We start from the raw sequence: 26527 nt of genomic DNA, 5'->3' as shown, positions 1-26527 counted from the left end.
TCAAACACTCCTCTATGTCCTAATACACAGAAATAAGAGTCTGCTGATGAGACCCTTATTCCTGATTTTTGAAGTAAAAGTTATTTACGGTTCTGTTCTACGCCGGACGATACTTTCAGACGAAGCGCGTTCAGACGGATGAAGCCTGTAGCGTCGCCTTGGTCATAGGCTTGCGTAGGGTCCGCTTCCATCGTCGCGATATCCGGGTTGTACAGGCTCACTGGGCTTTGAACGCCAGCGCCGATTACGTTGCCTTTGTACAGCTTCAGGCGAACAACGCCTGTTACGTTCTTCTGGCTTTCCGCTACGAGCGCTTGCAGAGCAAGGCGCTCAGGCGCGAACCAGAAGCCGTTGTATACGAGCGTAGCATACTTCGCGATCAGACCGTCACGAAGGTGCATAACGTCGCGGTCCATCGTGAGCGATTCCATTTTGCGGTGAGCCGTGAACAGGATCGTACCGCCTGGCGTCTCGTACACGCCGCGGCTCTTCATGCCGACGAAGCGGTTCTCAACCATGTCGACACGGCCGATGCCGTGCTTGCCGCCGAGCTCGTTCAGCTTCTCCATAACGCCAAGCGGACTCAATTGTTCGCCGTTGATCGCTACGCAGTTGCCTTGCTCGAACGTCAGTTCAACATATTCGGATTGGTCCGGCGCATCTTCAGGCGATACGCTCAGAACGTACATATCTTTAACGGAGTCAGCGCTTGGATCGAACCAAGGATCCTCGAGCATGCCGCTCTCGAAGCTGATGTGCAGCAGGTTGCGGTCTGTCGAGTAAGGCTTCGCAGCGGATGCCGTTACTGGAATGCCGTGTTTCTCTGCATATGCGATCATCTCGGCGCGGCCTGGGAATTCCGCGCGGAATTCTTCGTTGCGCCAAGGTGCGATTACGCTGATCTCAGGAGCGAGGGCAGCAGCCGTCAGCTCGAAACGGACTTGGTCGTTGCCTTTGCCCGTAGCGCCGTGCGCGATTGCCGTAGCGCCTTCTGCGCGTGCGATGTCAACCATGCGCTTCGCGATGAGCGGACGCGCGATCGACGTGCCGAGCAGATATTGACCTTCATACAATGCGCCAGCTTGGAACATTGGGTAGATGAAGTCTTGCGCGAACTCGTCGCGCAGGTCGTCGATGTAAACTTTGGATGCGCCTGTTGCGAGTGCTTTTGCCTCGAGACCGTCGAGCTCGTCCTTTTGACCGATATCAGCCGTGAACGCGATGATTTCTGCATCATACGTTTCTTTCAACCATTTCAGGATAACCGAAGTGTCCAGACCGCCCGAGTAGGCGAGTACGATTTTTTGCTTTGCCATGATTGCTTACGCTCCTCTATATTCGATCTTATTGATAATGTCATGCCGCGAGGCGCGGTTGGCGCCTGCAGCGAATGATTGAAGGTTGAAACTCTATGCCATAACGGCAGCCATAATCGCTTTCTGCGCATGCAGACGATTCTCGGCTTGGTCATAAATAATCGAATTTTTGCCGTCGATAACGCCTTCGCTGACTTCCTCGCCGCGATGCGCCGGCAGGCAGTGCATGAACAGATAGTCCTTCTTGGCGTACTTCGCCAGATCTTCGTTCACTTGGTAGTTCGCGAATGCGATCTCGCGCTCTTTCTGTTCCGCCTCGAAGCCCATGCTTGCCCATACGTCCGTGTAGACAACGTCAGCATTCTCGATCGCTTCACGCGGATCGCGGCACATCGTGATTACCGAACCGGTGGAAGCTGCAACAGCCTTCGTCTGAGCGACGATGTCCGGATCAGCCTCGTAACCTTCCGGTGAAGCCACGGACATGTTCATGCCAAGCTTCGCCGCGCCCATGAGCAGCGAGTGCGTCATGTTGTTGCCGTCGCCGATGTAAGCGATCTTCAGACCTTCCAGGCGGCCTTTGTGCTCCAGCACCGTCTGGTAGTCGCAAAGCGCTTGGCAAGGATGTGCTGCGTCCGTCAGGCCGTTAATAACTGGCACCGTGGAGCTGCGCGCCAAGTCGATAACGATCTTGTGCGCGAACGTACGGATCATGATGCCGTCGAGGTAACGGGACAGTACTTGGCCCGTATCCCAGATCGGCTCGCCGCGGCCGATCTGCAGGTCGTTGCGGCTAAGGAACAAGCCTTGACCGCCGAGCTGGTAGATGCCGACTTCAAACGATACGCGCGTACGCGTCGATGATTTCTCGAACACCATGCCGAGCGTTTTGCCTTTGAGCGGCTGATACAACTCGCCGGCCTTTTGCTTTTGCTTAATATCAATGGCAAGGTCGATCAAATAACGGAGCTCTTCCGACGAGTAATCCGCCAGCGCCAGAAAATCGCGTCCTTTGAGTGACGCCGCCAGTTCTTCCTTCAACTGTTGCATTCATGTACCTCCTAAAAACGTAGAATAACTTCATCTATACCTCGGTTAATTAACTTAGCCCTTAGCGTTCAGCAGCTGCGCCAAAATCGTAACCGCTTGGTCGATCTCTTCCTTCGAGACGAGCAGATTCGGCAGCAAACGAAGCACGTTAGGTCCTGCCGACAGTACGAGCAGACCTTTCGCTTGCGCTTCCGTAATAACCGGAGCAACCGGCTCCGCGCATTCAATACCGATGAGCAGACCGAGACCGCGTACATCCTTAACGAACGAGCTGTGCGCCGTCTTCGCACGAAGCTGGCTCATCAGGTACTCGCCTTGCTTAGCCGCGCGCTCTGGGAGGTGCTCCTCGAGAATGGTCTCGAGCGTTGCTTTAACCGCTGCCGTCGCAATCGGCGTACCGCCGAATGTCGAGCCGTGGCTGCCAGGGCCGAATGCTGCACGAAGCTCTTCCTTTGCGCCCATTGCGCCAACCGGGAAGCCGCTTCCGAGACCTTTGGCCATTGTGAAAATGTCCGGTTCAATACCGTAGTGCTCATGAGCAAACAGTTTGCCCGTACGGCCCATACCCGTCTGCACCTCATCGATGATGAGCAGTGCGCCGCGCTCGCGGCACAGCTTCACCAGACGATGCAGGTAAGCTGGGTCAACCGGGAATACGCCGCCCTCTGCTTGGACGAGCTCGAGCATGACGGCAGCCGTCTTATCCGTAACTGCCGCTTCCAGAGCTGCGAGATCATGCAGCGGAATGTAGTTGAAGCCTTCCGGCAAAGGCGCAAAACCTTCTTTGACCTTCTCTTGGCCTGTAGCCGTCAGCGTCGCAAGCGTCCGTCCGTGGAACGACTGCTCGAATGTTACGATTTCATATTTTCCGTTGCCCAGCACCTTCTGCTGATAACGGCGAGCCAGCTTGATCGCGGCTTCGTTCGCTTCTGCACCGGAGTTGCAGAAGAATACAGCATCAGCTGCGCTGTTCGCTGTAAGGAGTGCCGCCGCAGCTTCCTGGTTCGGAATGTGATACAGGTTGGAAACATGCCACAGCTCGTCGAGCTGCTTCTTGACTGCTTCCTTCACACGCTTCGGCGCGTGGCCCAAATTCGTCACGGCAATGCCGCTGACGAAGTCGAGATATTTGGTTCCTTTATCATCCCACAGCCAGCTGCCTTCGCCTTTCACAAGCGAAATTGGATATCTGGCATACGTCGGGAACAGCGCTTCGCCTGCGCCAGGCTGTCCGTTCGTCGCTGCCCCTGCTGCAGTTGGTTTCACTGCTTCGCTCATTTCAATTACCCCTTTCCTATTTTGACGACCTCTATCTATCGCACGATTCTTGTGCCAACGCCGCCTTCAAGCACTGCGCGCGTGAGAACGCCCGGCTCGTCGCCTTTGACGATGACAACCTCGCTGACACGTCCTTGGATGCATTGAATCGCTGCGCGCACTTTCGGAATCATTCCGCCATAAATTTCGCCCGAAGCGATCATTGCTTCGATCTCTTCAACCGTGACAGTCGGAAGCACCTGCTTCTCCCCATTCACCGTCTTCAAAATGCCCGGAACATCCGTTACAACAATCATCCGCTCAACACCGAGGTGGGATGCAACTGCGCCAGCCGCCGTATCGGCGTTAATGTTGTATCGCTGCGCGGCATCGTCGATGCCGATTGGCGCGATGACCGGAATGTAACCCATGCCCATAACGCCTTCAATGACAGCGGCGTTCACGTCCGTGACGTCGCCGACGAATCCGATCTCGTCCGAATTCGCAACCGGCTTCGCTTGGATCAGCTTGCCGTCCACACCGGACAGCCCAAGCGCCTTCGCGCCGTTCTGCTGGATTTTGCGAACGATCTCCTTATTGATCTTGCCTGCAAGCACCATCTCGACGACATCAAGCACGTCATCATTCGTCTTGCGCAAGCCGTTCACAAACTCGGTCTCGATGCCGAGCTTGCCGAGTGTATCACTAATCGCAGGGCCGCCGCCGTGCACGATAACCGGACGAACGCCCGATTGTTGAAGCTCCTTGAGCTCTGCGAAAAATGCATTCGGCAGCGCAGCGAGCGTGCTGCCGCCGCATTTCATAACAAAACGTTGTTCCATCGCTGTCCGTTCCTCCATCGCCTTCGCTTACGTCCGGTACGCCGCGTTGATGCGGACGTAGTCATACGTCAGATCGCAGCCCCATGCTTTTGCCGAGCCTTCGCCGTTGTGAAGGTCGACATGAATGACTACCGTGTCACCTTTCAAGTACTCGAGCGCCGCATCCTCATCGAAACCGATTGGACGGGACTGCTCCAGCGTTACGATATCGCCGAGGCGAATGTCGACCGTCTCAGGGTTGACAGGCTGTCCTGCGCGTCCTACAGCAGCAATAATACGTCCCCAGTTCGCATCTGCGCCGAATACGGCGGACTTCACGAGCGAGGAGCCGATTACCGTCTTCGCGATTGCTTGTGCCGATTCGTCGCTTACTGCGCCGCGCACTTGCACTTCAACGAGCTTCGTCGCGCCTTCGCCGTCGCGGGCAATTGCTTTCGCAAGCACTTCGCATACATGGCGGAGGCCTTCAGCGAATGCATCCCAACCTGGATGCGCCGGCGTCAACGTCGTGTTGCCTGCCAAGCCGCTTGCCATGGCAACGAGCATATCGTTCGTACTCGTATCGCCGTCAACCGTGATCATGTTGAACGACAGGTCCGTCGCTTGACGAAGCAGCTGCGTCAGCTCCGCGCTGCCGATTGCCGCGTCTGTCGTAACGAAGCCGAGCATGGTCGCCATGTTCGGGTGGATCATGCCGGAGCCCTTCGCTGCGCCTGCAATATGTACAACCTGACCATCCAGCTCAAGGCGTACGCAAGCTGTTTTCTCCACGAGGTCCGTCGTCAGAATGGCTTGGTTGAAATCCGCCGAACCTTGCGCATCCGATGCCAACTTGGCCGGGAGTTTCGCAATACCGTCACGAACGCGGTCCATCTTCAGGTTCTCGCCGATTACGCCAGTTGATGCAACCGCGATGTGGGCAGCCGGTACGCCAATCGCTTCCGCGAACTTAGCGCGCATCTCGAATGCATCAGCTTCGCCTTGCTTGCCCGTGCAAGCATTCGCGTTGCCGCTGTTGACGATTACGCCGCGCAGAAGGCCCTCTTCGCCGATGCTTTGTTTCGTTACAAGAATCGGCGCAGCTTGGAATACGTTTGTCGTATACACGCCAGCTGCCGATGCCGGCACTTCACAAATAATCGCGCCCAGGTCGTGGCGCGTTGTTTTCTTCAATCCGCAGTGCAAGCCGCCAGCTTGGAAGCCGCGGGGCGTCGTGATGCTGCCGTCAGCCACGATGTCGAATAGGTTGTTGCTTGCCATCGTTCAATCATGTCTCCTTAGTGGATGTGATAAGTGCCTGGGTTGGTGGTACATTTTGATGAAAAAGTGTGCTTGGTGCAAGTTCAAAAGCAATCAGCGCTAAGAACAGTGCTATATGCAGACACCGCTCCGCGTGCGATACATTCTTTCGATCGCTGTTGTTCTCGGATTGTTCTGATCTTATGAATTCAGAAAAGGTAACAATCCGAGTAACAAAGGCGAACGCTGACGCTTCTACAGAACATATTCGCCCGCTTCGCTCCGTGCTGGTACGCGGCACTTCTAACATCCTAAGTTTTATAGGTAAGGTGCTCCGCCTGGCTCTACGAGCGGGCTTCGCAAGCTTTTAAAAGATTAGTTAGTTAGCCGTTTGCAGCAAATTGTGGTTTAACCCATACAACTGGCAGCGAACAGATTGTGTTACTTAAGGATAAACCGGTACAAAGTTGAGGCCCAGCGTTTCGTCCCAGCCCATGGATAGGTTGAGGTTTTGGATCGCTTGACCTGCTGCGCCTTTGACGAGGTTGTCGATGACCGAAACGACGGTTACTCGGCCTGTGCGGGAATCGACGCTGAAGCCGATGTCGCAGTAGTTGGAGCCCCATACTTCCTTCGTCTTCGGCCATTTGCCCGTGTCGCGTACGCGGACGAATTTGCGGCCCTCGTAGTATTGGCGGTACAGCTGAACGAAGTCGTCGTCACTGCGATCGCCAATGACGGACGCATACATGGTGGACATGATACCGCGTGTCATCGGCACGAGATGTGTCGTGAACGTCGTTACAACAGGTTTGCCTGCGATATCGGTCAGCACTTGCTCGATCTCTGGGATGTGCTGGTGCTTGTTTATTTTGTACGCGCTGAAGTTCTCGTTCAGTTCGGAATAATGCGTGCCAAGGCTAGCGCCGCGGCCTGCGCCGGATACGCCGGATTTGGCATCAATAATGATGGTTGCCGGATCAATCCAACCTGCAGCCACTGCCGGAACAAGGCCGAGCAGCGTTGCCGTCGGGAAGCAGCCTGGGTTCGAGATCAGGTCTACGCCTTGAACGCGGTCGCCGTACACCTCTGCAAGTCCATATACCGCTTGCGCGAGATAAGCTTCCTCTGCCGGGGTCTTCTTATACCACTGCTCATACAGAGCAGGCGATTTCAAACGATGGTCGCCGGAAATATCAATAACCTTCAAACCCGCTTCCAGCAATTCAGGCGTCAGCTTCGTTGCAATACCTGCTGGCGTTGCTAAAAATACGACATCCGCTTTCGCGCGAATCGCCTTCGCATCAACGCCATCAAGCAGGTCGGTGCGGATTTCGACTAAGTGCGGAAACCCATCAGCGATAGGCGTGCCTTCGCTCGAGGATGATACAACCGACGTCACGTTGACGTACGGGTGACTAGCCAGCAAACGGATCAATTCTACGCCGCCGTAGCCAGTGGAGCCAATGATGGCTGCATTCAATGTATGATTGCTCATAACAACGTCTCTCCCATCGTTATTGAAGCCAAATTTATGAAATATAAGAATTTATAATTTTGCATTCTATAAATCGTCTTATACTTCGCCGGAATGAACCGCACTGCGCCGTTTTTAGGAAGGCGACAGCGGGTTCACCTTGCTTGGACTTATTTCCCTAATAACCCATTGTACATGATTCCGAGCTAAAGTAAAATGAACGTTTCCGTGACTAACTTCGTATTATTATACAACCAGACTAATATAAATACAACGACAAAAAAGCGGCTTTTTCCGCGCCGCTATGCGCTTTGTCATAGTTTGTCGAGCAAGGCGTTATGCACGATGCATTCACTCGATTTTGAACCCTTGGCCAATGACCTCCGCGGTCTGACTGATGATAACAAATGCACCCGGATCAACAGAGCGAATGATCGCTTTGAGCTTCGGAACTTCGTTCTGGCTGACGACCACCATCAGCACTACCCTGCGCTGCCCGGTGTAACCGCCATGCGCATCAAGCTCGGTCAATCCTCGGTCAAGCTGCGTGAGCACAGCGTCGGCAAGCTCCTCCGTTCGATCGCTTATAATGAAGGCGACTTTGGAGAGCGCAAGTCCGGTCTGAAGCAGATCGATCGTTTTGCTCGTGACGAACAGGGCGATGAGCGCGTAGAGAGCATTTTCCGGAGAAATAAGAATCCCCGCTAGCGCAATGACGAGACCATCGAAGCAGACGACAGTTATGCCGAGTGACAGACCCGTATACTTATGAAGGATTTGAGCCGCCAGGTCAGTACCGCCCGTAGAGCCGCGTCCTCGGAAAACCAGACCCAATCCGATGCCAACACCTACACCTCCATAAACGGCAGCAAGCAGCGGATTATCGGTAGGCGGCGGCCAGTGCGCGGTCAGCAGCACGAACAACGGCAGCGTGAAAGACCCTAGCAGCGACTTGAGCGCGAATCGTTTGCCCAGCAGCCATAGTCCAGCAAAGAACAGCGGGATATTAATGATCCATTGCGTATATGCAGGCTGGATGCCTAACACCTGCTTGACGATGATCGATAAGCCCGAGACTCCGCCGGAAGCGATGCCGTTCGGTACAAGAAACAAGTTAAAGCTTGCTGCGATAATAAAAGCGCCAACGAGCAGCTGGGCAATCGCCCATATCGCTTGCGTACGCGGATTAGCTGGGCCAGCGGCGCGGCGACGGCGTTGCCGTGAGGCTGTGGAATTCGATGAGTGAGTCATGGTGTCGTGCCTCCTAAGGCGGGTAACGTTTTATAGATAAGAAATCACACTATGGATAGTATCCTTCAGAAAAAGATGATATATTAAACGATTCTTCATTCGGAAAGCATACAAAAAGCCTGCCCTATCCGGCAGACTCGGAGTTCGGTATTATATGTATATGCACAGATGCAGCTTCGTGGCAGGTTGACCTCCGGAAAGGAGGGATGCCAATGGATACTTTCCAAACGATTATGTCGTTTCTAGCGTTCGGCAGTTTTCTACTTGCGCTACTGACATACATCGAGAAAAGAAAGTAACCCGCCACAGGTTGACCGCCTGACGGGTTACTTCCACCTCTAATTATCATCTTGGGGGTCGAGCCACTTAAGAAGTTCTGTGCATGGAGAGCGTTGGCGCGCTATCCTTATTGGTTATTCTAATCTTACAACTAGACACACAAGATAAATTGTCTGACCGATAGCAATTTCACGAACAGCTTATTCCTTACTCCCCTGAAGTCTCTTGCCGAATTTGACTGCGCAGGTATCCATCGATGAATGCATTAATATCGCCATCCATCACCGCTCCGACATTACCAGTCTCTACACCTGTACGATGGTCTTTGACCATGCTGTATGGGTGGAAGACATAAGAACGAATCTGGCTGCCCCATGCAATGTCAGACTGCTCGCCCCGGATTTCAGCTAGTTGCTTCTGCTGTTCTTCAATCTTCTGCTCATACAGCTTGGAGCGCAGCATCTTCATCGCCTGCTCGCGGTTCTGGATCTGTGACCGCTGCGTCTGGCAGGATACAACGATACCCGTCGGAATGTGAGTAATTCGAATGGCCGATTCCGTCTTATTGATATGCTGTCCGCCCGCTCCGCTTGCACGATACGTATCGACCTTCAGGTCCTCGGTACGAATCTCGATTTCGATATCATCGTCGATCTCCGGCATAACGTCACACGAAACGAATGACGTGTGGCGGCGTCCCGAAGCATCGAACGGCGAAATACGTACGAGCCGGTGAACGCCTTTCTCAGCTTTCAAGTAGCCATATGCATTGTAGCCCTTGATCGAAATCGTAACGCTCTTGATTCCTGCTTCATCGCCATCCAAGTAATCAAGCAGCTCAAGCTTGAAGCCGCTCTTCTCTGCCCAACGCGTATACATACGGTACAACATTTGCGCCCAATCCTGCGACTCGGTGCCGCCTGCACCTGGATGAAGCTCCAAAATTGCGTTCAACTTATCATACGGCTGGTTGAGCAGCAGCGTAAGCTCGAATTCACTAATACGCTCTACAAGCGATTGCACGCCTTGTGTAAGCTCCGCTTCAAGCGATTCGTCTGCTTCCTCTTCCACCATTTCCAGCATCGTCGCTAGGTCCTCATGGTCGGCAGAGAGCTTCTCGAACCGTTCGACGGTCGATTTCACAGCATTCAATTCTGCGATAATGGATTGCGCTTTATCATTATCGTCCCAAAAATCCGGCGCCGTCATCTTCTCCTCGAAGTTGGCGATCATCTCCTGCTTCAGATCGAAGTCAAAGAGACCCCCTGAGCTCTTGGAGTCGCTTCGCCATCTCACGCAGGTCCTGCTTGACCTTAATGTCTATCATGGTTCGCTTCACCTCAAAATCGTATGTTTCCATGCCGTGCATGCATGCTACACGCTATGCCCTGCAGCGTACGGATGTGAACAGAGGCGGAGCGCGCGATTGAAGCTATGCGCGTCCGCCATCTGTTCCTTACAGCTATCATGTTAATGATTCATCGCTTAAAGCTTTGTCGGCATTAAGCATTGAGCTCATTAACTTTATTGAGCATTAAACGTTATGATCGTTAACTTTTGCTGCTCTTAAGCTTTGCCGTGGCACAGCTTATATTTCTTGCCGCTGCCGCATGGACATGGATCGTTCCGACCGATGCGATCGGCGTCAGTCGCTTTGGCCGGACGCTTCGCCGCTGGTTCGCCGCTGCCGCCCGATTCCGTCTGACCCTTCGCAACCTCTTGACGCTCAAGGTTGTTCTCGACATGAGCCTTCATGATATATTTGGTAATCTCTTCTTGAATGTTCTCGATCATCTCTTGGAACATCTCGAAGCCTTCGAATTGATACTCGCGCAGCGGATCGGTACCGCCGTATGCACGAAGGTGGATACCTTGGCGAAGTTGATCCATCGCGTCGATATGGTCCATCCACTTCGAGTCTACTGCACGAAGCGCGACAACCTTCTCGAACTCGCGCATCGTCTCGGTGCCGATTTGCTCTTCGCGCTCGTCATACAGCTTCTCGACTTTGCCATAGAGCAGCTCGATAATTTCTTCCTGCTCCTTGCCCCACAGCATATCCTTCGTCAGTGTACCCTCTTGCAGCAAGTTGCCATGAGCATAGTCGACGATTGCCTGCAGATCCCATTCCTCTGGAATGTCGCCTTCGCAGTGCGCAGATACGATTCGTTCGATAACCGGCTTGATCATATCAATGATGATCAGACGGATATTCTCCGACTCCAGCACTTCACGGCGCTGCTTGTAAATGATTTCGCGCTGTTGGTTCATCACGTCGTCGTATTGCAAGACCACTTTACGCATATCGAAGTTGTTGCCCTCGACGCGTTTCTGAGCCGATTCAACCGCACGCGAGATCATGCGGCTCTCGATTGGCTGATCCTCGTCAAAGCCGAGGCGCTCCATCATGCCCATAATGTTCTCAGCACCGAAACGGCGCATCAGCTCATCTTCGAGCGACAGATAGAACTGCGAGGAGCCCGGGTCGCCTTGGCGGCCTGCACGACCGCGAAGCTGGTTATCGATCCGACGGCTCTCATGGCGCTCCGTACCGATAATGTGGAGACCGCCGAGTTCGCTTACGCCCTCGCCGAGCAAAATATCCGTACCGCGGCCAGCCATGTTCGTTGCGATCGTAACCGCTCCCCATTGGCCAGCGTGCGAGATAATCTCCGCCTCTTCCGCATGGTACTTCGCGTTGAGCACCTTATGCTGAACGCCGCGTTTCTTCAGCATCTCGGATACGCGCTCGGAGTTCTCGATCGATACGGTACCGACGAGGACTGGCTGATTGTTCGCATGGCGTTTGACGATTTCTTCGACAACCGCTTTGAACTTGCCATTCTCCGATTTATATACGACGTCTGGCGTATCCTTACGGATGTTCGTTCGGTTGGTTGGGATTTGTACGACCTCAAGGCCGTAAATTTTCTTAAACTCTTCTTCCTCAGTTTTCGCCGTACCGGTCATGCCGGCTAGCTTGCGGTACATACGGAAGTAGTTCTGGAACGTGATCGTCGCGAGCGTCATGCTCTCGTTCTGTACCTTGATCTGTTCCTTCGCTTCGATCGCTTGGTGCAGACCATCGCTATAACGACGGCCAGCCATCAGACGACCGGTGAATTCGTCGACGATGACAACTTCTTCGTCTTGAACGACGTAATCAACGTCACGTCTCATAATATTATGCGCTTTGAGCGCTTGTTGGATGTGGTGGTTGAGCAGTACGTTCGCATGGTCGAACAGATTCTCGATCGCGAATGCTTTCTCTGCCTTCTCGACGCCCGCTTCCGTCAGCGTAACGTTACGAAGCTTGATATCGATCGTGAAGTCCTCTTCTTGCTTCAGGCGCGACACGAAACGATCGGCTGCAAAATACATTTCCGTCGACTTCGCTGCCTGACCAGAGATGATAAGCGGCGTTCTTGCTTCATCGACGAGGATGGAGTCCACTTCGTCAATGATTGCAAAGTAGAGAGGACGTTGAACCATTTGTTCTTTATAAAGAACCATATTATCGCGCAAGTAGTCGAAGCCGAATTCGTTGTTCGTACCATACGTAATATCGCAAGCATACGCTTCTTGCTTCTGTGCATGCGTCAGGCCGTGAAGGTTACAGCCTACCGTCAAGCCGAGAAACTCATAGACTTGACCCATGAGTGCGCTATCGCGCTGTGCCAAGTAGTCATTGACCGTAACCACGTGCACACCCTTGCCGAGCAGTGCGTTCAAGTAGACAGGAAGCGTACCGACGAGCGTTTTACCTTCACCCGTTTTCATCTCCGCGATTTTACCTTCGTGCAGCACCATACCGCCGACCAGCTGCACGTTAAAGTGACGCATGCCGAGCGTACGCTTGGCTGCTTCTCGAACGGTCGCGAATGCTTCAGGCAGCAGGTCGTTCAGATCCTCGCCCTTCTCCAGGCGCGCTCTGAACTCCACCGTCTTGCCGCGCAGTTGTTCGTCAGACAGCCCTGTGAACTGCGACTCTATTCCGTTAATCTCCTCGACGGTGCGCATCAACCGTTTAATTTCGCGCTCATTCGCATCGCCGAATATTTTCTTCACCAATCCGAGCATCAGCAACCGCCCTTCCTTTTCTATAAACGTCAAACTTATGTCTATCTTCTGTCCCAGCGGCCGCCGAGTAAACAGATGACGACCATTACGCTATCTCTTAATGCATAAATTGTAACAGTTTGTGAACCTTGTCGCAATGAGCCGAATAGCGTTTCCAATATTGCCTTAGGTCTCAATTGTTTCATTATAGTTGAAAACCCCTCTTCCTGTAAGGAAAAGGGGCTTTTGTTTACCCGAATAGGAGTTGCATATATTTTCGTTTCATTAATATACTAGCTCTGTTCAATAAGCCCGTATCTGCCGTCATGGCGTCTGTAAACGACATTCACTTCTTTGGTATCCGCATTCGCGAAGACGAAGAAATTGTGTCCAACCATGTTCATCTGAAGAATCGCTTCCTCCACATCCATCGGCTTCAGTGTAACTTGCTTCGTACGGACAACCTCGAAGTCTTCCTCTTCTTCCAATACGCGTGCGGCAGATCCCGAGTCCTTGAAGAACGTACGGAGACCGCTCTCGCTACGGATCTTGCGATTAACCTTCGTCTTATGCTTCCGAATTTGACGTTCCAGTTTGTCCACCACTTCGTCAATCGAAGCATACATGTCCTCGCTCTTCACTTCTGCCCGCAGCATGACACCTGTAAGCGGTATCGTAACTTCGACTGCGTGATATCCTTTGGTTACCGAAAGGGTAACATTTGTTTCGGAGGTGATTGGTGCTTCAAAATACTTTTCCAGGCGGCTGATCTTCTTCTCGACGTACTCGCGCAGCGCTTCCGTCACTGGTAGGTTTTGACCTCGAATGTTGTATTTCATGGGGCACTCCTCCTTTACTTGATCTTATTATAACATATGATGAGAGCTACGAACATAAGTATTTTCTGTTATTTGTGAATTTTCTGAAAAATGATTACGAAAAAGCTGCTCTATTCCGAGTCTAGTCGCTTAAATTCTACATTCCTCTTATTAGTTAATTGATGGAATATATCGAATCGAGTATTTTCAAGGACGGTATGTTAGGGTAAAATAAAAACCCCGGGAGATCCCGGGGTTTTGTCGCTCATGTCTGGTGTGGACACCATCTATGAAGTTGGCTTATAAGTAAGCCGATAATTACAGTTTAACTACGTTTGCAGCTTGTGGACCGCGTGCGCCTTCGACGATGTCGAATTCTACAGCTTGGCCTTCTTCCAGCGTTTTGAAGCCGTCAGCTTGGATAGCGGAGAAGTGTACGAATACGTCGCCACCTTGTTCCGTCTCGATGAATCCATAGCCTTTTTCTGCGTTAAACCATTTTACTTTACCTTGCATGCATAACATTCCCTTCATCTTCAAATGCTGTGTCCGGCCTTGATGTTAGGCCCACAACACGAATATAACCCGACTTCATATAATTGTCAAACATTTTTTTGAAAACGGATACATTGTTTGTTTTTCTTGTATTATCGCTTAATCGCAGTAACTTCCATTGAGCCATTGTAATGAGAAGAAACACTGTAATTTACGACTTCGAATCCAATTCTGTTCAGCCATAGCCCCAGTGAACGATAAGAGAAGTAATTCAAGTGCTCAACAATGCGCCACATAGGATCCTTATCCTTGGAAACCATTGAGAAGGCACTTTCAAAATTCGGTGTTGAGATCCATAGCACACCATTATCGTTAAGTAGGCTATGCGCCTTCCGCAATGCTCGTAGCGGGTCTGCCATATGTTCAATAACATCGCCCATTACGATTACATCATACCCGTCAACAGACTCAAAAGCATCAAAGTCGCTGGTATATACGGGAATATCAAGCATTTCCGATACGGCCTTGGCGTACGCCGACCGAATATCCAACCCAGTCACATCAAATAGAAACTCTTTAGCGACAGCAGAGAACTCTCCTGCGCCTACCCCGACCTCAAGGAGTTTCCTGCCGGGCGCCAGATTGGTTATATTCATTACGATGGAGCTGAGCAGCGGGAATAAATGCGGTTTCGGCTTCAAATTAAACTCAAACGCACTATTCGACAGGATGTCGTTCAGTTGCACAGGGTAATTGTGAGCGAATAGATGATGACAATCATCACAAGCCATCCAAAGACGAACAGGATGAAAACCATGAAGAAAATCAATAGAAGTCGTTACGTTGAAAGCGGCATACGGCGCGCCTCCCGAACCACAGAGCGGACATTTGGTCACTTTATGCTCAACCGGCTCCTTATATACGTATACATACGAAGGATGCTCCGGTTGAACGATAACTTCGGAAAAACCGGGGTTTAGCTTATAAGCCATCTCATGATACTGAAATGAATTTAGCGCCTCTCCCATTCGATTACTGATCTCTCCGATTCTAAAACAAGCCATTGGAGCAAAATCCGGCTCGAATTCAATGGACTGCATATATTTTTTGAGTGCCGCACGTTCGTCCGTAGCTAGCAGTATTTCTGCTTCTTGTATCAGATTCACTATTTACCCCTACCTTCTTGTCTAGTTCATTATGAGTTGTTCGTCAGTGCCGTCAATGAACAGCATTAAATGGATAAATAGATTGATAACATCGTACCTTCTCCACAATTGCATCTATACCATTACTTCGGCTATTCCTTCTTCGAACTTAAGACACAATCTTTAATTGCATTAAAATCTTATATAATCATTAATCCTCTAACTGGTATAATATACTTATCATCTATGATGTTAAGGAGCACTTATAATGCTAACTCTACTATCCTTATGTATGATTGTAAAAAATGAGGCCGATACGCTTGAAAGATGCCTCGATAGTGTTACTTCCTTGGTTGATGAAATCATCATTATAGATACCGGCTCTACAGACAACACAAAAGAAATTGCATTACGATACACTAATCATGTATATGATTTCATTTGGAATGATGATTTTGCGGCTGCCCGTAATGAATCCCTGCGTTATGCAACAGGCGAATGGATTTTAGTTCTAGATGCGGACGAGTTCATTCAATCAGACGGACATTATGAGTTGCGCCAGTACTTGATTGCTTCTCGTACTGACACGCCAATTGCACTTATTACGAGAATATACAATAGAATAGGTAACGGCTATGACGAAACGAACATCATGGAGTCATCAGGGGCACGATTGTTTAATAATCATCGAACCATCCGATATCAAAATCCAATTCACGAGCAACTTATTTCTGACCACGGCCCCGTTGCCCTGCAATCCATATCGTTCATAATCCATCATACGGGTTATACCGACGAGACTTTGCATAAAAAAAATAAATCGGCCAGGAACATGGCGATTCTCAGCAAAATGCATACTGCCTCTAATAGTCAGGACCCTTACTACAATTTCATTTTAGGCAATGAATATTACAAGGGTTCACCGTTAGAGGCTCGTAATGCTTATCGACTAGCTTCTCAACATACTAAACCGACAGACACTTGGTTTCCACACCTTATGGACCGTTATATTTCTCTGGAAATCTCACTCGGAAATTACTCCGATGCTTTTGGACTCATTAAAAATATGCAGCAACTTATGCCTAACAAAACCGATTATTTATGTTTGGAGGGCATTCTGCTCGAAACATTAGGGTTTCAAAAACGATCTGTTAATGTTTTAGAGTCATGCATTCAAGTAGCTGACCGCCAACAAAATCAGAATGAGCCTTTCTGGGCTGTCCAGCCCACCTACGGATTCATCGTTCCACATCAACTATTGGGTGAAATCTTTTTTAAACTTGGTGACATCGATACAGCCCTTCATCACTGGCATCAGCTCTTACAGCATCAAAATAAAAACCTGAGAGTACTAAGTCGCTTAATAGAACAAGTTACAGCACGTCAACCGATTGACACTGTCATCGCCTACTTAGAGCAGATTTATCCGATTCAACAATCAATGAATGCCGTAATGCTTTTCAAAATCAGTTTATCGATAGGCAACGAACAGCTAGCATGGCACTATTCGCAGCACATTTATTCCGCAAAACAACCAATTGATTATCAGGATTTAGTTACGCTCGCCCTTTTAAAGAAAGAACCCCTATCGATCGATCAAAACATCGCTTTGCCAGATAAGCTGGCCGCATTCGTAAATATTGTTACCGGGGATTTGCGCACGGCTATCCTTCAAGATGAAAGATATCTCGAACTAACTAAGCTTGTGCTTGATGTGCTTCATGGCCGCTCTTGGGACCCTGAAAGTGTCACCTACTACGAAACCGAGTTATCGGCCGTGTTGCAACAGCTGTATTTATTTGGATTCAATGAACATTATCTGATATTAATTGAGAGTATGGCTAATGCCAGTACACTAAATACGATTGCAAACTGGCTTTATGAACGTGGCAATTTAGCCGATGCTTTAGAATTATTCGAGGTACTACTACGAAACAATGCCCTGGAATCTAACGGAATGCTCAACGTAGGACAATGGCATCTAAATAACGGAGATTCGGAAGGAGCCTCTCCTTTTTTCATTGAAGCTTTTAGACAACAACCATCGGTTCAAATGATAGGACTATTAAAAGAAGGATTACCTTCTGAATCTTTTAACGAGTTATGCAACGAATATTTAAGGTTATTTCCTCATATGAGTGGGTTCCCAGGCTTAGGTAGGTAGTAGGGGTTGCTCGCCCCTACTAGTTAGTCCAGGTTCTGATCTATTGCTGACCTCGTGCGGCAGCAAAGGCGACCGCTGACGCTTCATCAGTGTCTTTCGATTGCGTAGAAAAATAGAAATGGCGGTTTAGGGATGACCCCTGAACCGCCATTTCTAATTAACTAACTCATTGCTGCCCACAACCGTAGTTACAGCCCAGAGTGGGCGTTTAATACACTCACTAAGTGACTGTAAACGTTACTGCGTTACTTGCCTGTCCGTCGTCATTGACTACTGTCACACTTATCGGACCCGTTCCAACTCCGGAAGGTACAGCAATTCGAAGTCGCGATGCGCTCACATAAGTAGTTGTTACTTTAGTAGTGCCAAAATAAACAGTGGCCTTGCCTGTAAAATTCGTACCATCTACAAAGAAAATTGTGCCTACAGCACCGCTCGATAACGACATGCTCGTAATCGTAGGCGCTGGCAATACCGGTCCGCTATCATACGTAAATGAAGTAGTTACCGCCTGTCCGTTGCCTAACGTTACGACCAGTGGAACAGTTCCTACCACCGCACTGGCCGGTACTGTGACTCTCAAGCGAGTAGCACTAATAAATGCCGTCGTTGCATTAATTCCGTTAATCGTTACCTTAGCCGTGCTGTCAAAATTCGTACCATCAACAAAGATGATATCACCGCCAACCTTATTAGCATGGTTCGGCGTCAATAAGGTAATGGTAGGCGTCAATACGGTATACTCAAATCCCTGCGTCAGCGTTCCCGTTCCTCCATCCAGGTTCGTTACCGTAATATCTACTTTTCCTGGTGTTGCCGCAGCCGGCGACGTGACACGCAGACGAGTCGAGCTGACGTATGTGCTTGAAACCTGCGTGCTTCCGAAGTAGACTTTCGCGCCTGAAGCAAAGTTCGTGCCATCAATGTATAACACTGTACCACCGGTAATCAATCCGTTGTTCGGCGTGAGCGACGTGACGCTTACTGGCAAGATAACAGGGAGCGTGTACTCATAACCTTCAGTCAAGGTTGAAACCTTATCATTGTTCGTAACAACAACATCGACTTTCCCAGCCGCATCACCTGCAGGAATGGTTACGCGCAATCTCGTCGAACTAACGAAAGTTGTTGTCAACGCCTTCCCGCCGATCGAAACTTTAGAAACTCCACTAACAAAATTGGTGCCGTCAACGAATGCAATATCTCCGCCCGCAATCAAGCCCTTATTAGGACTAATGGAGGTAACAGTAGGTGTAGGGTATTGAATAGCCGTATACGTATATGCCGCTGGAAGTTTGAAGAGATTTCCCGCTAGATCTGCTACCGCCACATCAACTACTCCCGGTTGACTCGCTGCTGGAATCGTTACACGCAGACGAGTATCGGATACATATGTCGTTGTTGCAACTTTACCGTCAATGTATACTTTCATACCCGATTTAAAGTTCTTACCGTCAATGACGGCAATATCACCGCCGGTTACTAGCCCTGTATTCGGAGAAATACTCGAGATAATCGGATCCGTAATCGGTGCCGGATCATATGTATATCCGCCTGTCACAACTACGCTTGTACCATCCGGATTCGTGATTGTTACGTCAGCAGGCCCCGCTGCTAATGCCTTGGGAGCCGTAACGCGAAGGTTCGTTGTATTGAGTCTGTACGTAACAGTTGCTGCTTGTCCGCCAATTGTCACAGTAGCGGTTGGCATAAAGTAAGCACCGATAATTTCCACAGTATTCCCGCCATCAAACGGACCACTGCTCGGTGTGATGCTGGTTACCGTAGGATTTGTTTTGTATTGATATTGTGCGGTTGCCTTTTGTGAATCTGGATTTTGGACAGTTACGGTTACCGTACCTTGAACGCCGGCTGGACTCGTAACCGTAATCGTGTTGCTGTCCACGAAGGATACATTCGTTGCACTGGCCGTACCAAATGTCACCTTAGCGCCGTTAACGAAGTTTTTACCGTGAATTGTAACAGTTTCTCCGCCCCTTGGGTGACCTGAAGCCTGTTCAAGCGATGTAATGACAGGAGCAGGAAGCTTAACCGTAATATTCGCGGTAGGGATATTCTTCACGCGAGCAGCGCCTGCGTAGTCCTTATATGTTATTGATGACGTTACATTCGATACAGGGAATGTACCTGCTTTCGTTTTATCTACAGGACGTATCTTATAAGTAAAAGAAAGTACGCTGTTTTTCAATTCTTTAAAATCCCACGTTAAAGTGTTGCCCGTAATGGTCGGTTTAGGTATATTGTTGTCTGCCGAGCCAGGTACGATTTCAAAATTCGGATCTACGATATCCGTTACTTTGACATCATATGCACTTGCCATACCAATCTCTTTAACGATTGCAGCATAAATATCGCTAAGACCAGTGGAGCCTAACACGAAATGATGATGTGCAGAGGTAGTAGCCATCTCTTTAAGGAGAACGTTGGGTCCGCTTGAATCAGGATCATCCGTCGATTTTAAAAGCGCAATCGTATAGAAGACGATTCCTGCATCTTTTGCTGCTTGCGCTTGTTGCTTTGCATATCCATATGGATCGTTGGTAGGTTGCGTCGCATCACCATCTGTCATGATAACGATAACCGGCTGAGCATCGGGACGTTGGTTGGCTAATAGGGAAGTCGCAACTTGGATCGCATCGCCAGTTGCCGTGCTACCATTTGCGGTAATTCCGTTTATATAATTTTTTGCCGCATCCTTGTCCGTCGTGAGAGGGAAGGTACCAATTGTATTAGAAGAAGAAAAGTCTACGATTCCTACGCGGTGATAGTTCATGTCCATAAGATCAATAAAGCCTTTTGCTGCTTCCTTTGCAGCAGTCATCTTATCTTCGCCATTGTTGTAAGAAGGGAGCATACTACCAGATTTGTCGATGATCAAGATAACGTCGCTCGGCATGACAACATTAACGGGGGGCGTCCCTGAAATATTCAATGTTACCGTAGCCTCTTCTTCTGTCGTCATCGTCGTCTTATCTAAAGTCTTTGTTACAGAAACATAGTCATTTACTGCTGCATCTGTCTTTGGCACGAATAAACCGCACAAAGCAATGCAAAGTGATAGAATCACAATTACAGTTTGCTTTATTCTCACCATTCTAAACCCTCCTATTTTTTTATAATAAAAAACAATAGCGGTTGCTATTGTTCTCTACCTCAAACATGCAACCTGGCAATCTCCGGTTCCAGAGACCCATGGCTTTGCGTCACTATATCACTATAGTTTTGCTAAGTTATTAAATTAATCAGTTATTTAAAACCATTATATTCTAAAACAACAAAAATTCCAATCTATTTATGAGTACATTTTCCTATTTATTGATGCTGATCAATGAAATAACCCATATTCGACGCGCGTTCGTATTGATATGCATTTCTAGTTAACTTTCCATTATTCAGCATTCTGAGATGACTTCTGTTCTCCTCTTGTATAGATAGCATTTTGTTCATGATGGTATATTCAATCTCAAGGCACTGTGCAACGATTATCTTATCTGTCTCCGTCAACATCGTTCCTTGTATTGCATGACTAATTGAATCTCTTAATTCCACCTGTCGAATCCGAAAAGAAAGTAGCAAACTATCGTTTGCTACTTCTTTCAGATCCAGTTCAGCGATAGTATTTGTCACAACAAGCAACTCTTTAAGCAGCGATTCTACTGGGGAATAAGCATTGGATAATGTCATACGGAAGTCTTCACTTTCTCATCTACTCTTAGGCTTCTAATAGCCTCCAACCAGGTATCTCTCAGTTCTGTGATCATTTTCAAACACCACTCAGCTGCATCTCGGTCTACTTTCACATTCGCTTCGAGCAACTTGCTATGAAGAAAAGTGTAAAGACTCTTAAGATTGTGCGAAATCTCATAATCCATGTTCAACGTAGAGAGCAGCTCATCGATAATGTCCTGCGCTCTGATTAAATTTTTATGCTTTTCGATAATATCTTTCTTATCAATTGCAACAATGGCTAGTTTAATAAACCTTATACATCCGTTATACAATAGTAGCGTCAATTCTCCAGGAGTGCTGGTTTGCACTTGGGCGTTTAAATAATTGTTTTGTACGGGAAGCATAACCACTCTTCACCTCTTCTCGTCGATGATAGCACCCACAGTGAGTTCTTTTAGTTTCTCCACTAGATCAATGAACTTTTCTGATGGCAATTCGTGTATAATATCATGCGTTTCTTTATTCAGGATTTGCACTATGACCTGTCCCGTTGCTTCGTGAATCTTATATTTGAACTCATGCTCCGTTCCTTGTACCGCTTTATTCGCCTTAACAATCGAGTCATATAACACTTTTTCGCTTATGCTCAAAATCGAGAATTTGCTCTTTTCTTTCAGTTCGTAGTACATGCCACTCGACTTAATCGGTTCAACCGTTGCCTTTGCGGCCGGCGACGGCAGTGAGACCGACTTGGACTGTATTTCCATAGTCAAGCCCCCTCCTCTCCGTTTATCCTAATTGTTGAGATAGCCACGCCATCTGAGCATTACCTTTTTCTATTGCTTGCTCCATCGCTGTAAATCTACGATAGTAGTTATCTTCCTTCTTATTTAGAAGAGCCGTAAAATCGGTGATTTTTAGATTTAGCTTATTGATCTGACTTCCGATAACAGTGGTAATATCATCATCTTTTCCGCCTGTTCTACCGGCTTGATCGATCAGATTACCCAGCAAAGAATCCACCCGGTTGTACAGTTTTACCGCAACACCCTGCTGACTCTCGTATCCTGGATTGTTAGTAAACAATTTATTTACTGCATCAGGGTTTTGGAGAATTGCATCCCTTAGCTTATCTTCATCTATTTGTAGTTTTCCGGCGTTCTGCGGTACGCCTGTGACGTATGGCACCGTTGTGATACCGACCGAAGACAATGTGCTAAACGCCGGGTCCAGCCCGCTTACCGTATCGCTAAAAACTTCTCGTAACGACGATTTAATCTTTTTCAGTATAGGCGAGTTACTCAACAAGCCTTGCTGGACCTTTTTATTCCAGTTTGCAATATCCTCATCGTTCATCGCATCTTTTTGTTCATCTGAAAGCGGTTGGTACCCTTTTTCCTTTTGTTCGGAAAGCCGTGTATTAACAAGGTCAATCATATCATTGTAAGCCGTAACAAACTTTTTGATTTTATCAATAACCGCGGACGGGTCGCTAGCCACTGTAATCGTGATTGGCGATGTCGTTGTATTATTGAACGTGATTGTCGTACCATCGCCCGTACTGATTGAATTTGTTGCGCTCGTTTGCACAGAACCGTTATCAAGAATGTATGACGCATCTTTACCTACTGCAGCAGTTGCAGTTTCCATCTTGAAGGTCGACATAAGATTCCCGGTAACATCCTGTACAGAAATCCCCGTAGCAACGCCAGTCTTCTTGCTCTTCATAACAAACTGATCGTTGACGGAGTCATACGTCATCGTAACCTCGGCAGCAGAGGCATTGACTTTATTCATAATGGTTTGAATCGAATCCGTGGGAACGTAATCAATCGTCGCTGTACCGCCGCTACCAGTAATCTGAAACTGACCTGATGTAGCCAATGATCCTGATCCTGTTAATTTGTTAGACGTAGCCAAATCGCCAATCGTCTGCCCTACTGAAAAGCGATAGGATTGGCCATTTGTAAATCCAAGGACAGACGTATTTGTACCACTAACGATTACCTGAGGAGTGAACCCAGATTTCGCTACTGGCGATAATTCTAGTGCCCCTCCATTCACCCCGACCGTTACCATGTTTTTACCGAACGTACTATCGATTTGTTTCTGGAGTTCGTCCTTCATTTCATCGACGGTATACCCTCCGGCTTTAGGAGTCAACGTAATAACTTTTGCAGAGTTATCAACAGTCAACACGATTTTATTGTTTGTCGTATCGATTGTTTGGCTTGAATAAGCCGTTCCAACCAGTCCAAAATTCGTTACCCCTGCGGATCCTGTTAATTTTGAATTGGTGGCTAATTCATTGACTTGAATCGTGTGGCTGGAGGCCGATGTGGCTGAATTGGCAACAACCGACACTTCATTGCTCGATGCTGCAGCCTTGAAACCAGTCACATTACTGCTATACCGAACATTGTTCAGCGCATCTCTCAACGCTGCCATCTTTGTATTGATTTCACGATACAGAATGGTTTGAAACGATAAGAGCTCTTTTTTTTGCCGAAGCTTGTCTTGCGGGACCTTCTCGACTTTCATTAAATCGCTTACCATTTTGTCAATGTCCATCCCTGACGAAAGACCAGTAATTCGCATCACCATAATTGATATCCCTCCGAAATATATATTGTTACTATATATATCGTAAGATGTAATGGTTTTTTTTAGTTTATTTTAAACTCATTCTTGAGATTGAAGGTTCAAATCCACTAGACGCCGCCTTTAAATAATATTGATTCGCTAGCTCCAGTTTGCCGCACACCTCATAAAAAACGGCTAGGTTATGGGATGACCGAAACGTACCTACGCCTAAGATGGACGTATATTTGTCCGTATCACCAATAGACAGGGCTAACTTAAAGCACTCTTCGATTCGATCGAATAACCCCGCTTCCATTGCCAACATACCTAAAGCAAAGGGCAGATCAGGAAACTTAGGGTACAAGGACAGAAGAGGCTCTAATAGTTCAAAAGCTTCCTTGCTATATCCAAATTCCTTCAGCGTATACCCTAGCATTACTACCATTGGCGCATAGTACAACATCTCGAATTGCTGCAAGTCAGCAGATTTTGCCAACGGTTCGTATGCTTCCCGATACTTTCCAGCCGAGTAATATAATTTGCCTAGTTGGTACAGCATGTACCCGTCATTGGGGTCCTCTTCAAGCGATCGGATATATAACGCGAGATACCTGTCAAACTTTCCTTTATTCTCATACTCATCCTCTACATATCCATAGTGCATAATCTCTAAATCACTATGGACAGCCGAAGCGATCTCGTTATTGCAATACACTTGCTCATGGACTCTGCCTTTATATCGATAACGGAAATCATTAGGGAATAGTCGAACCATTCGATGACGGGACGTTTCCTTGTTACCGATATTATGTATAACTACAGTCGTTGCTTCATGTGGATACTCTTCGACGTGAGCCTCCACCTTGCTCAACCAATCTTCCGAAAGCTCCTCGTCTGCATCCATAATAAATATATACTTCCCTGTCGCTTTCGAGATCGAATAGTTTCTTGCTGCCGAAAAGTCATCGTTCCATTCAAAGTGAAAAAGACGAGCACCTGCTTCTTTAGCTACATCTACAGTTCCATCGGTTGAGCCTGTATCCACAACAATTATTTCGCATTCTGATGGTATGCTCTTTAGAGATCTTGTTAATTGGTGAGCTTCATTCTTAACTATTAAACAAACGCTGATCATCATATATCACCAGTCCTCGGATAGAAAAAGAGGCCCGCCAGTAAAATGGAGGGCCTCCTTTTGCGCAAATGATTAACGAAGAAGTTGCAATACGCCTTGTGGAGCTTGATTTGCTTGAGCGAGCATAGCCGTAGAAGCTTGTTGCAGGATGTTGAATTTCGTGTACTGCATCATTTCTGCAGCCATGTCCGTATCACGGATACGGGATTCAGCCGCTTGCAGGTTCTCTGCGTTTACGCCTACGTTATTGTACACGTGTTCCAGTTGGTTTTGGAAAGCACCCAGCGTCGAACGAGCCGTGTTTACTTTCTCGATAGCCGCGTCAACAGCCGTCAGTTCCGATGCAGGTACGCCAGCAGTTCCCAACGAACCCGTCGCGATAGCAAGCGTTGCTTTCTTGATATCGATTGGTGTGAAGTTAACAACAACCGTATCTGCTGCTCCACCACCTGTTTGGATCGTGATGTTACCGCCGGAAGCGTCGAGAAGTTTTTTGCCGTTAAACTGGAACTTATTAGCAATGTCATCGATTGCAGTAGCCAGTTTTTGGTACTCATCATCCATAGCCAGAAGGTCCGTCGTGTTGTACGTACCGTTGTTCGCTTGAACCGTCAGTTCTTTCATGCGAGTCAGCATGTCGGAAACTTCGTTCATTGCACCCTCAGCAGCTTGTACCATCGAGATACCATCTTGAGCATTGCGCATACCTTGGTTCATCGATTTAATTTGGGAGCGCATTTTCTCCGAAATCGAAAGACCAGCTGCATCGTCAGCAGCACGGTTAATACGGTAGCCGGACGAAAGTTTTTCGCTGGATTTGCCTTGTTGGATGTTGTTAAAAGCCAGGTTACGGTGCGAGTTCATTGCATTAAGATTGTGGTTGATAATCATTTGAATTTCCTCCCTGAAATGTATTGTCCACTTCCATGTGGAACGGGGCTTTTTGCCCTACACTACTATTATCGGAGGGATCACAATGTTTCTTTATAGCATTCTCGATTTATTTATTAGTTTTTCACTCTAAACCGCGACTTTGTACCCATTTTTTCAATTGATCTATGTCAACTGTTTTCGACAACGCATTATGATTTGATGATCGGACGTCATCTATCACTTCTTTTCGAATGATTGCATACTCTTTCGGAGCCCTGATCCCTATCTTAACTTGATCACCATCAATTGCAGTTATAAATATCTCGATATTTTGATTAATAACGATCGATTGACCTCGTTTTCTGCTCAGAATCAGCACCGACTATCCCACCTCGCTTCGCTGCGGAAAAATAGGGGAGTGAATCGAGTAGGCTGTATGGCTCAGCAATATTTGTCTGCTTTCGCCTGTTTGGACATTGACAACAAGTGGTGCAAACAGGTTAATCGTAGAAGATTCGAATGGATGCCTGATCGTAACGATATTAAAAACTGCCACGTCTTCTGGGCTCGTTATACGCAATGTTTCTATAATCTCTTCGCTTAATTGAACTTCGTATTCAGGATATTGTTCAAAGGGCGATACTAGGACAAACCCAATATTCGAATCCCCCTCGCTCTGTAAAATGCAGAATTTGCTTTCCTCTTCAAATCCGTTAATTTGAAAATACCTATACTGTTCAAATCCAACTATACTTTGACCGAAATCCAAACGAAAGTTATTCAAACATTTTCTCATGAATCGTTCACCCTCCATTTCCTAGCTGCGTGTAGTATTGCCTACAAGCAATAATGCT

Annotated in this window: 23 protein-coding genes and 1 riboswitch; of the genes, 2 read left to right on the top strand and 21 right to left on the bottom strand. The window is 48.1% G+C overall.

Translation table 11 applies throughout. The features are described from left to right. Positions 1-80: 80 nt before the first annotated feature. The 7 genes from SBI19_RS06610 to SBI19_RS06580 all read right to left on the bottom strand — a co-directional run bounded on the left by SBI19_RS06610 (position 81) and on the right by SBI19_RS06580 (position 8432). Positions 81-1316, bottom strand: coding sequence for an argininosuccinate synthase (locus tag SBI19_RS06610; RefSeq protein WP_191205105.1), 1236 nt, complete (start codon positions 1314-1316; stop codon positions 81-83). A 93-nt stretch (positions 1317-1409) separates the two neighbouring features. Continuing rightward, positions 1410-2366 (bottom strand): ornithine carbamoyltransferase, encoded by a 957-nt coding sequence (argF, locus tag SBI19_RS06605; protein ID WP_317966189.1) that lies wholly within the window; start codon positions 2364-2366, stop codon positions 1410-1412. Positions 2367-2420: 54 nt separating this feature from the next. After that, positions 2421-3644: an acetylornithine transaminase gene (locus SBI19_RS06600; protein ID WP_317966187.1), complete on the bottom strand. Its 1224-nt coding sequence runs from the start codon at positions 3642-3644 to the stop codon at positions 2421-2423. A 35-nt stretch (positions 3645-3679) separates the two neighbouring features. Beyond that, a complete protein-coding gene (gene argB, locus SBI19_RS06595; RefSeq protein ID WP_317966185.1) occupies positions 3680-4465 on the bottom strand; it encodes an acetylglutamate kinase in 786 nt (261 codons plus the stop codon). A 27-nt stretch (positions 4466-4492) separates the two neighbouring features. Continuing rightward, entirely contained in the window at positions 4493-5725 is a 1233-nt protein-coding gene (gene argJ / locus SBI19_RS06590) for a bifunctional ornithine acetyltransferase/N-acetylglutamate synthase (RefSeq protein ID WP_317966183.1), read from the bottom strand. 424 nt (positions 5726-6149) lie between these two features. Further along, positions 6150-7202 (bottom strand): N-acetyl-gamma-glutamyl-phosphate reductase, encoded by a 1053-nt coding sequence (argC, locus tag SBI19_RS06585; RefSeq protein ID WP_317966181.1) that lies wholly within the window; start codon positions 7200-7202, stop codon positions 6150-6152. A 330-nt stretch (positions 7203-7532) separates the two neighbouring features. Then, entirely contained in the window at positions 7533-8432 is a 900-nt protein-coding gene (locus tag SBI19_RS06580) for a YitT family protein (RefSeq protein WP_317966179.1), read from the bottom strand. 206 nt (positions 8433-8638) lie between these two features. Here SBI19_RS06580 and SBI19_RS06575 point away from each other — a divergent pair, with 206 nt between their 5' ends. Continuing rightward, positions 8639-8731, top strand: coding sequence for a putative holin-like toxin (locus SBI19_RS06575; protein ID WP_317966177.1), 93 nt, complete (start codon positions 8639-8641; stop codon positions 8729-8731). A gap of 187 nt (positions 8732-8918) precedes the next feature. Here the strand turns inward: SBI19_RS06575 and prfB are convergent. The 5 genes from prfB to SBI19_RS06550 form a co-directional block, all read right to left on the bottom strand. Beyond that, positions 8919-10038, bottom strand: a protein-coding gene (prfB, locus tag SBI19_RS06570) for a peptide chain release factor 2 (protein ID WP_317966175.1) whose coding sequence is annotated in 2 segments (ribosomal slippage) — positions 8919-9965 and positions 9967-10038 — 1119 coding nt in all. Because the reading frame shifts where the segments join, the coding sequence is not laid out codon by codon here. A 239-nt stretch (positions 10039-10277) separates the two neighbouring features. Beyond that, the gene (secA, locus tag SBI19_RS06565) at positions 10278-12791 is read right to left on the bottom strand and encodes a preprotein translocase subunit SecA (protein WP_317966268.1); all 2514 of its coding nucleotides are present in this window, start codon (positions 12789-12791) and stop codon (positions 10278-10280) included. Between the two features lie 272 nt (positions 12792-13063). Beyond that, on the bottom strand, positions 13064-13609 hold the full coding sequence (gene hpf, locus SBI19_RS06560) for a ribosome hibernation-promoting factor, HPF/YfiA family (protein ID WP_317966173.1): 546 nt from the start codon (positions 13607-13609) through the stop codon (positions 13064-13066). Positions 13610-13906: 297 nt separating this feature from the next. Further along, the gene (locus tag SBI19_RS06555; RefSeq protein WP_110041885.1) at positions 13907-14104 is read right to left on the bottom strand and encodes a cold shock domain-containing protein; all 198 of its coding nucleotides are present in this window, start codon (positions 14102-14104) and stop codon (positions 13907-13909) included. A gap of 131 nt (positions 14105-14235) precedes the next feature. Next, a complete protein-coding gene (locus SBI19_RS06550) occupies positions 14236-15249 on the bottom strand; it encodes a class I SAM-dependent methyltransferase (protein WP_317966170.1) in 1014 nt (337 codons plus the stop codon). Between the two features lie 247 nt (positions 15250-15496). Here SBI19_RS06550 and SBI19_RS06545 point away from each other — a divergent pair, with 247 nt between their 5' ends. Then, on the top strand, positions 15497-17392 hold the full coding sequence (locus SBI19_RS06545; protein WP_317966168.1) for a glycosyltransferase: 1896 nt from the start codon (positions 15497-15499) through the stop codon (positions 17390-17392). Positions 17393-17612: 220 nt separating this feature from the next. On the opposite strand, the gene SBI19_RS06540 is transcribed toward SBI19_RS06545, so the two are convergent. The 9 genes from SBI19_RS06540 to fliW form a co-directional block, all read right to left on the bottom strand. Next, on the bottom strand, positions 17613-20507 hold the full coding sequence (locus SBI19_RS06540) for an IPT/TIG domain-containing protein (protein ID WP_317966166.1): 2895 nt from the start codon (positions 20505-20507) through the stop codon (positions 17613-17615). A gap of 63 nt (positions 20508-20570) precedes the next feature. Next, positions 20571-20650, bottom strand: a riboswitch (cyclic di-GMP riboswitch). A gap of 75 nt (positions 20651-20725) precedes the next feature. Beyond that, complete coding sequence (locus tag SBI19_RS06535; RefSeq protein WP_317966164.1) at positions 20726-21097, bottom strand: hypothetical protein; 372 nt, start codon at positions 21095-21097, stop codon at positions 20726-20728. Further along, positions 21094-21486: a flagellar export chaperone FliS gene (fliS, locus tag SBI19_RS06530; protein ID WP_317966162.1), complete on the bottom strand. Its 393-nt coding sequence runs from the start codon at positions 21484-21486 to the stop codon at positions 21094-21096. Before fliS ends, SBI19_RS06535 begins: the two co-directional genes overlap by 4 nt. A 9-nt stretch (positions 21487-21495) precedes the next feature. After that, positions 21496-21849 carry a flagellar protein FlaG gene (locus SBI19_RS06525; protein WP_317966160.1) on the bottom strand — a complete coding sequence of 118 codons (354 nt, stop codon included), beginning with the start codon at positions 21847-21849 and terminating at the stop codon, positions 21496-21498. A gap of 22 nt (positions 21850-21871) precedes the next feature. Then, positions 21872-23686: a flagellar filament capping protein FliD gene (gene fliD / locus SBI19_RS06520; protein WP_317966158.1), complete on the bottom strand. Its 1815-nt coding sequence runs from the start codon at positions 23684-23686 to the stop codon at positions 21872-21874. Positions 23687-23753: 67 nt separating this feature from the next. Next, positions 23754-24803: a glycosyltransferase gene (locus SBI19_RS06515; RefSeq protein WP_317966156.1), complete on the bottom strand. Its 1050-nt coding sequence runs from the start codon at positions 24801-24803 to the stop codon at positions 23754-23756. A gap of 69 nt (positions 24804-24872) precedes the next feature. Continuing rightward, positions 24873-25691, bottom strand: coding sequence for a flagellin N-terminal helical domain-containing protein (locus tag SBI19_RS06510; protein ID WP_317966154.1), 819 nt, complete (start codon positions 25689-25691; stop codon positions 24873-24875). A 124-nt stretch (positions 25692-25815) separates the two neighbouring features. Then, a complete protein-coding gene (locus SBI19_RS06505) occupies positions 25816-26052 on the bottom strand; it encodes a carbon storage regulator (protein ID WP_317966152.1) in 237 nt (78 codons plus the stop codon). 3 nt (positions 26053-26055) lie between these two features. Continuing rightward, positions 26056-26469, bottom strand: a complete 414-nt coding sequence (fliW, locus tag SBI19_RS06500) for a flagellar assembly protein FliW (RefSeq protein ID WP_317966150.1) — start codon at positions 26467-26469, stop codon at positions 26056-26058. Positions 26470-26527: the final 58 nt, after the last annotated feature.

The organism is Paenibacillus sp. CCS19, from assembly GCF_033239625.1.
Taxonomy (GTDB): domain Bacteria; phylum Bacillota; class Bacilli; order Paenibacillales; family Paenibacillaceae; genus Paenibacillus_T.
The sequence above is the reverse complement of the archived record's forward strand: the minus strand, read 5'-3'. Positions and strand labels throughout refer to the sequence as shown.

Bases quoted from the DNA above. Each gene is read 5' to 3' on its own strand.
- SBI19_RS06610 (WP_191205105.1), bottom strand. From the start codon at position 1,316: ATGGCAAAGCAAAAAATCGTACTCGCCTACTCGGGCGGTCTGGACACT.
- argF (WP_317966189.1), bottom strand. From the start codon at position 2,366: ATGCAACAGTTGAAGGAAGAACTGGCGGCGTCACTCAAAGGACGCGAT.
- SBI19_RS06600 (WP_317966187.1), bottom strand. From the start codon at position 3,644: ATGAGCGAAGCAGTGAAACCAACTGCAGCAGGGGCAGCGACGAACGGA.
- argB (WP_317966185.1), bottom strand. From the start codon at position 4,465: ATGGAACAACGTTTTGTTATGAAATGCGGCGGCAGCACGCTCGCTGCG.
- argJ (WP_317966183.1), bottom strand. From the start codon at position 5,725: ATGGCAAGCAACAACCTATTCGACATCGTGGCTGACGGCAGCATCACG.
- argC (WP_317966181.1), bottom strand. From the start codon at position 7,202: ATGAGCAATCATACATTGAATGCAGCCATCATTGGCTCCACTGGCTAC.
- SBI19_RS06580 (WP_317966179.1), bottom strand. From the start codon at position 8,432: ATGACTCACTCATCGAATTCCACAGCCTCACGGCAACGCCGTCGCCGC.
- SBI19_RS06575 (WP_317966177.1), top strand. From the start codon at position 8,639: ATGCCAATGGATACTTTCCAAACGATTATGTCGTTTCTAGCGTTCGGC.
- secA (WP_317966268.1), bottom strand. From the start codon at position 12,791: ATGCTCGGATTGGTGAAGAAAATATTCGGCGATGCGAATGAGCGCGAA.
- hpf (WP_317966173.1), bottom strand. From the start codon at position 13,609: ATGAAATACAACATTCGAGGTCAAAACCTACCAGTGACGGAAGCGCTG.
- SBI19_RS06555 (WP_110041885.1), bottom strand. From the start codon at position 14,104: ATGCAAGGTAAAGTAAAATGGTTTAACGCAGAAAAAGGCTATGGATTC.
- SBI19_RS06545 (WP_317966168.1), top strand. From the start codon at position 15,497: ATGCTAACTCTACTATCCTTATGTATGATTGTAAAAAATGAGGCCGAT.
- SBI19_RS06540 (WP_317966166.1), bottom strand. From the start codon at position 20,507: ATGGTGAGAATAAAGCAAACTGTAATTGTGATTCTATCACTTTGCATT.
- SBI19_RS06535 (WP_317966164.1), bottom strand. From the start codon at position 21,097: ATGACATTATCCAATGCTTATTCCCCAGTAGAATCGCTGCTTAAAGAG.
- fliS (WP_317966162.1), bottom strand. From the start codon at position 21,486: ATGCTTCCCGTACAAAACAATTATTTAAACGCCCAAGTGCAAACCAGC.
- SBI19_RS06525 (WP_317966160.1), bottom strand. From the start codon at position 21,849: ATGGAAATACAGTCCAAGTCGGTCTCACTGCCGTCGCCGGCCGCAAAG.
- fliD (WP_317966158.1), bottom strand. From the start codon at position 23,686: ATGGTGATGCGAATTACTGGTCTTTCGTCAGGGATGGACATTGACAAA.
- SBI19_RS06515 (WP_317966156.1), bottom strand. From the start codon at position 24,803: ATGATGATCAGCGTTTGTTTAATAGTTAAGAATGAAGCTCACCAATTA.
- SBI19_RS06510 (WP_317966154.1), bottom strand. From the start codon at position 25,691: ATGATTATCAACCACAATCTTAATGCAATGAACTCGCACCGTAACCTG.
- fliW (WP_317966150.1), bottom strand. From the start codon at position 26,469: ATGAGAAAATGTTTGAATAACTTTCGTTTGGATTTCGGTCAAAGTATA.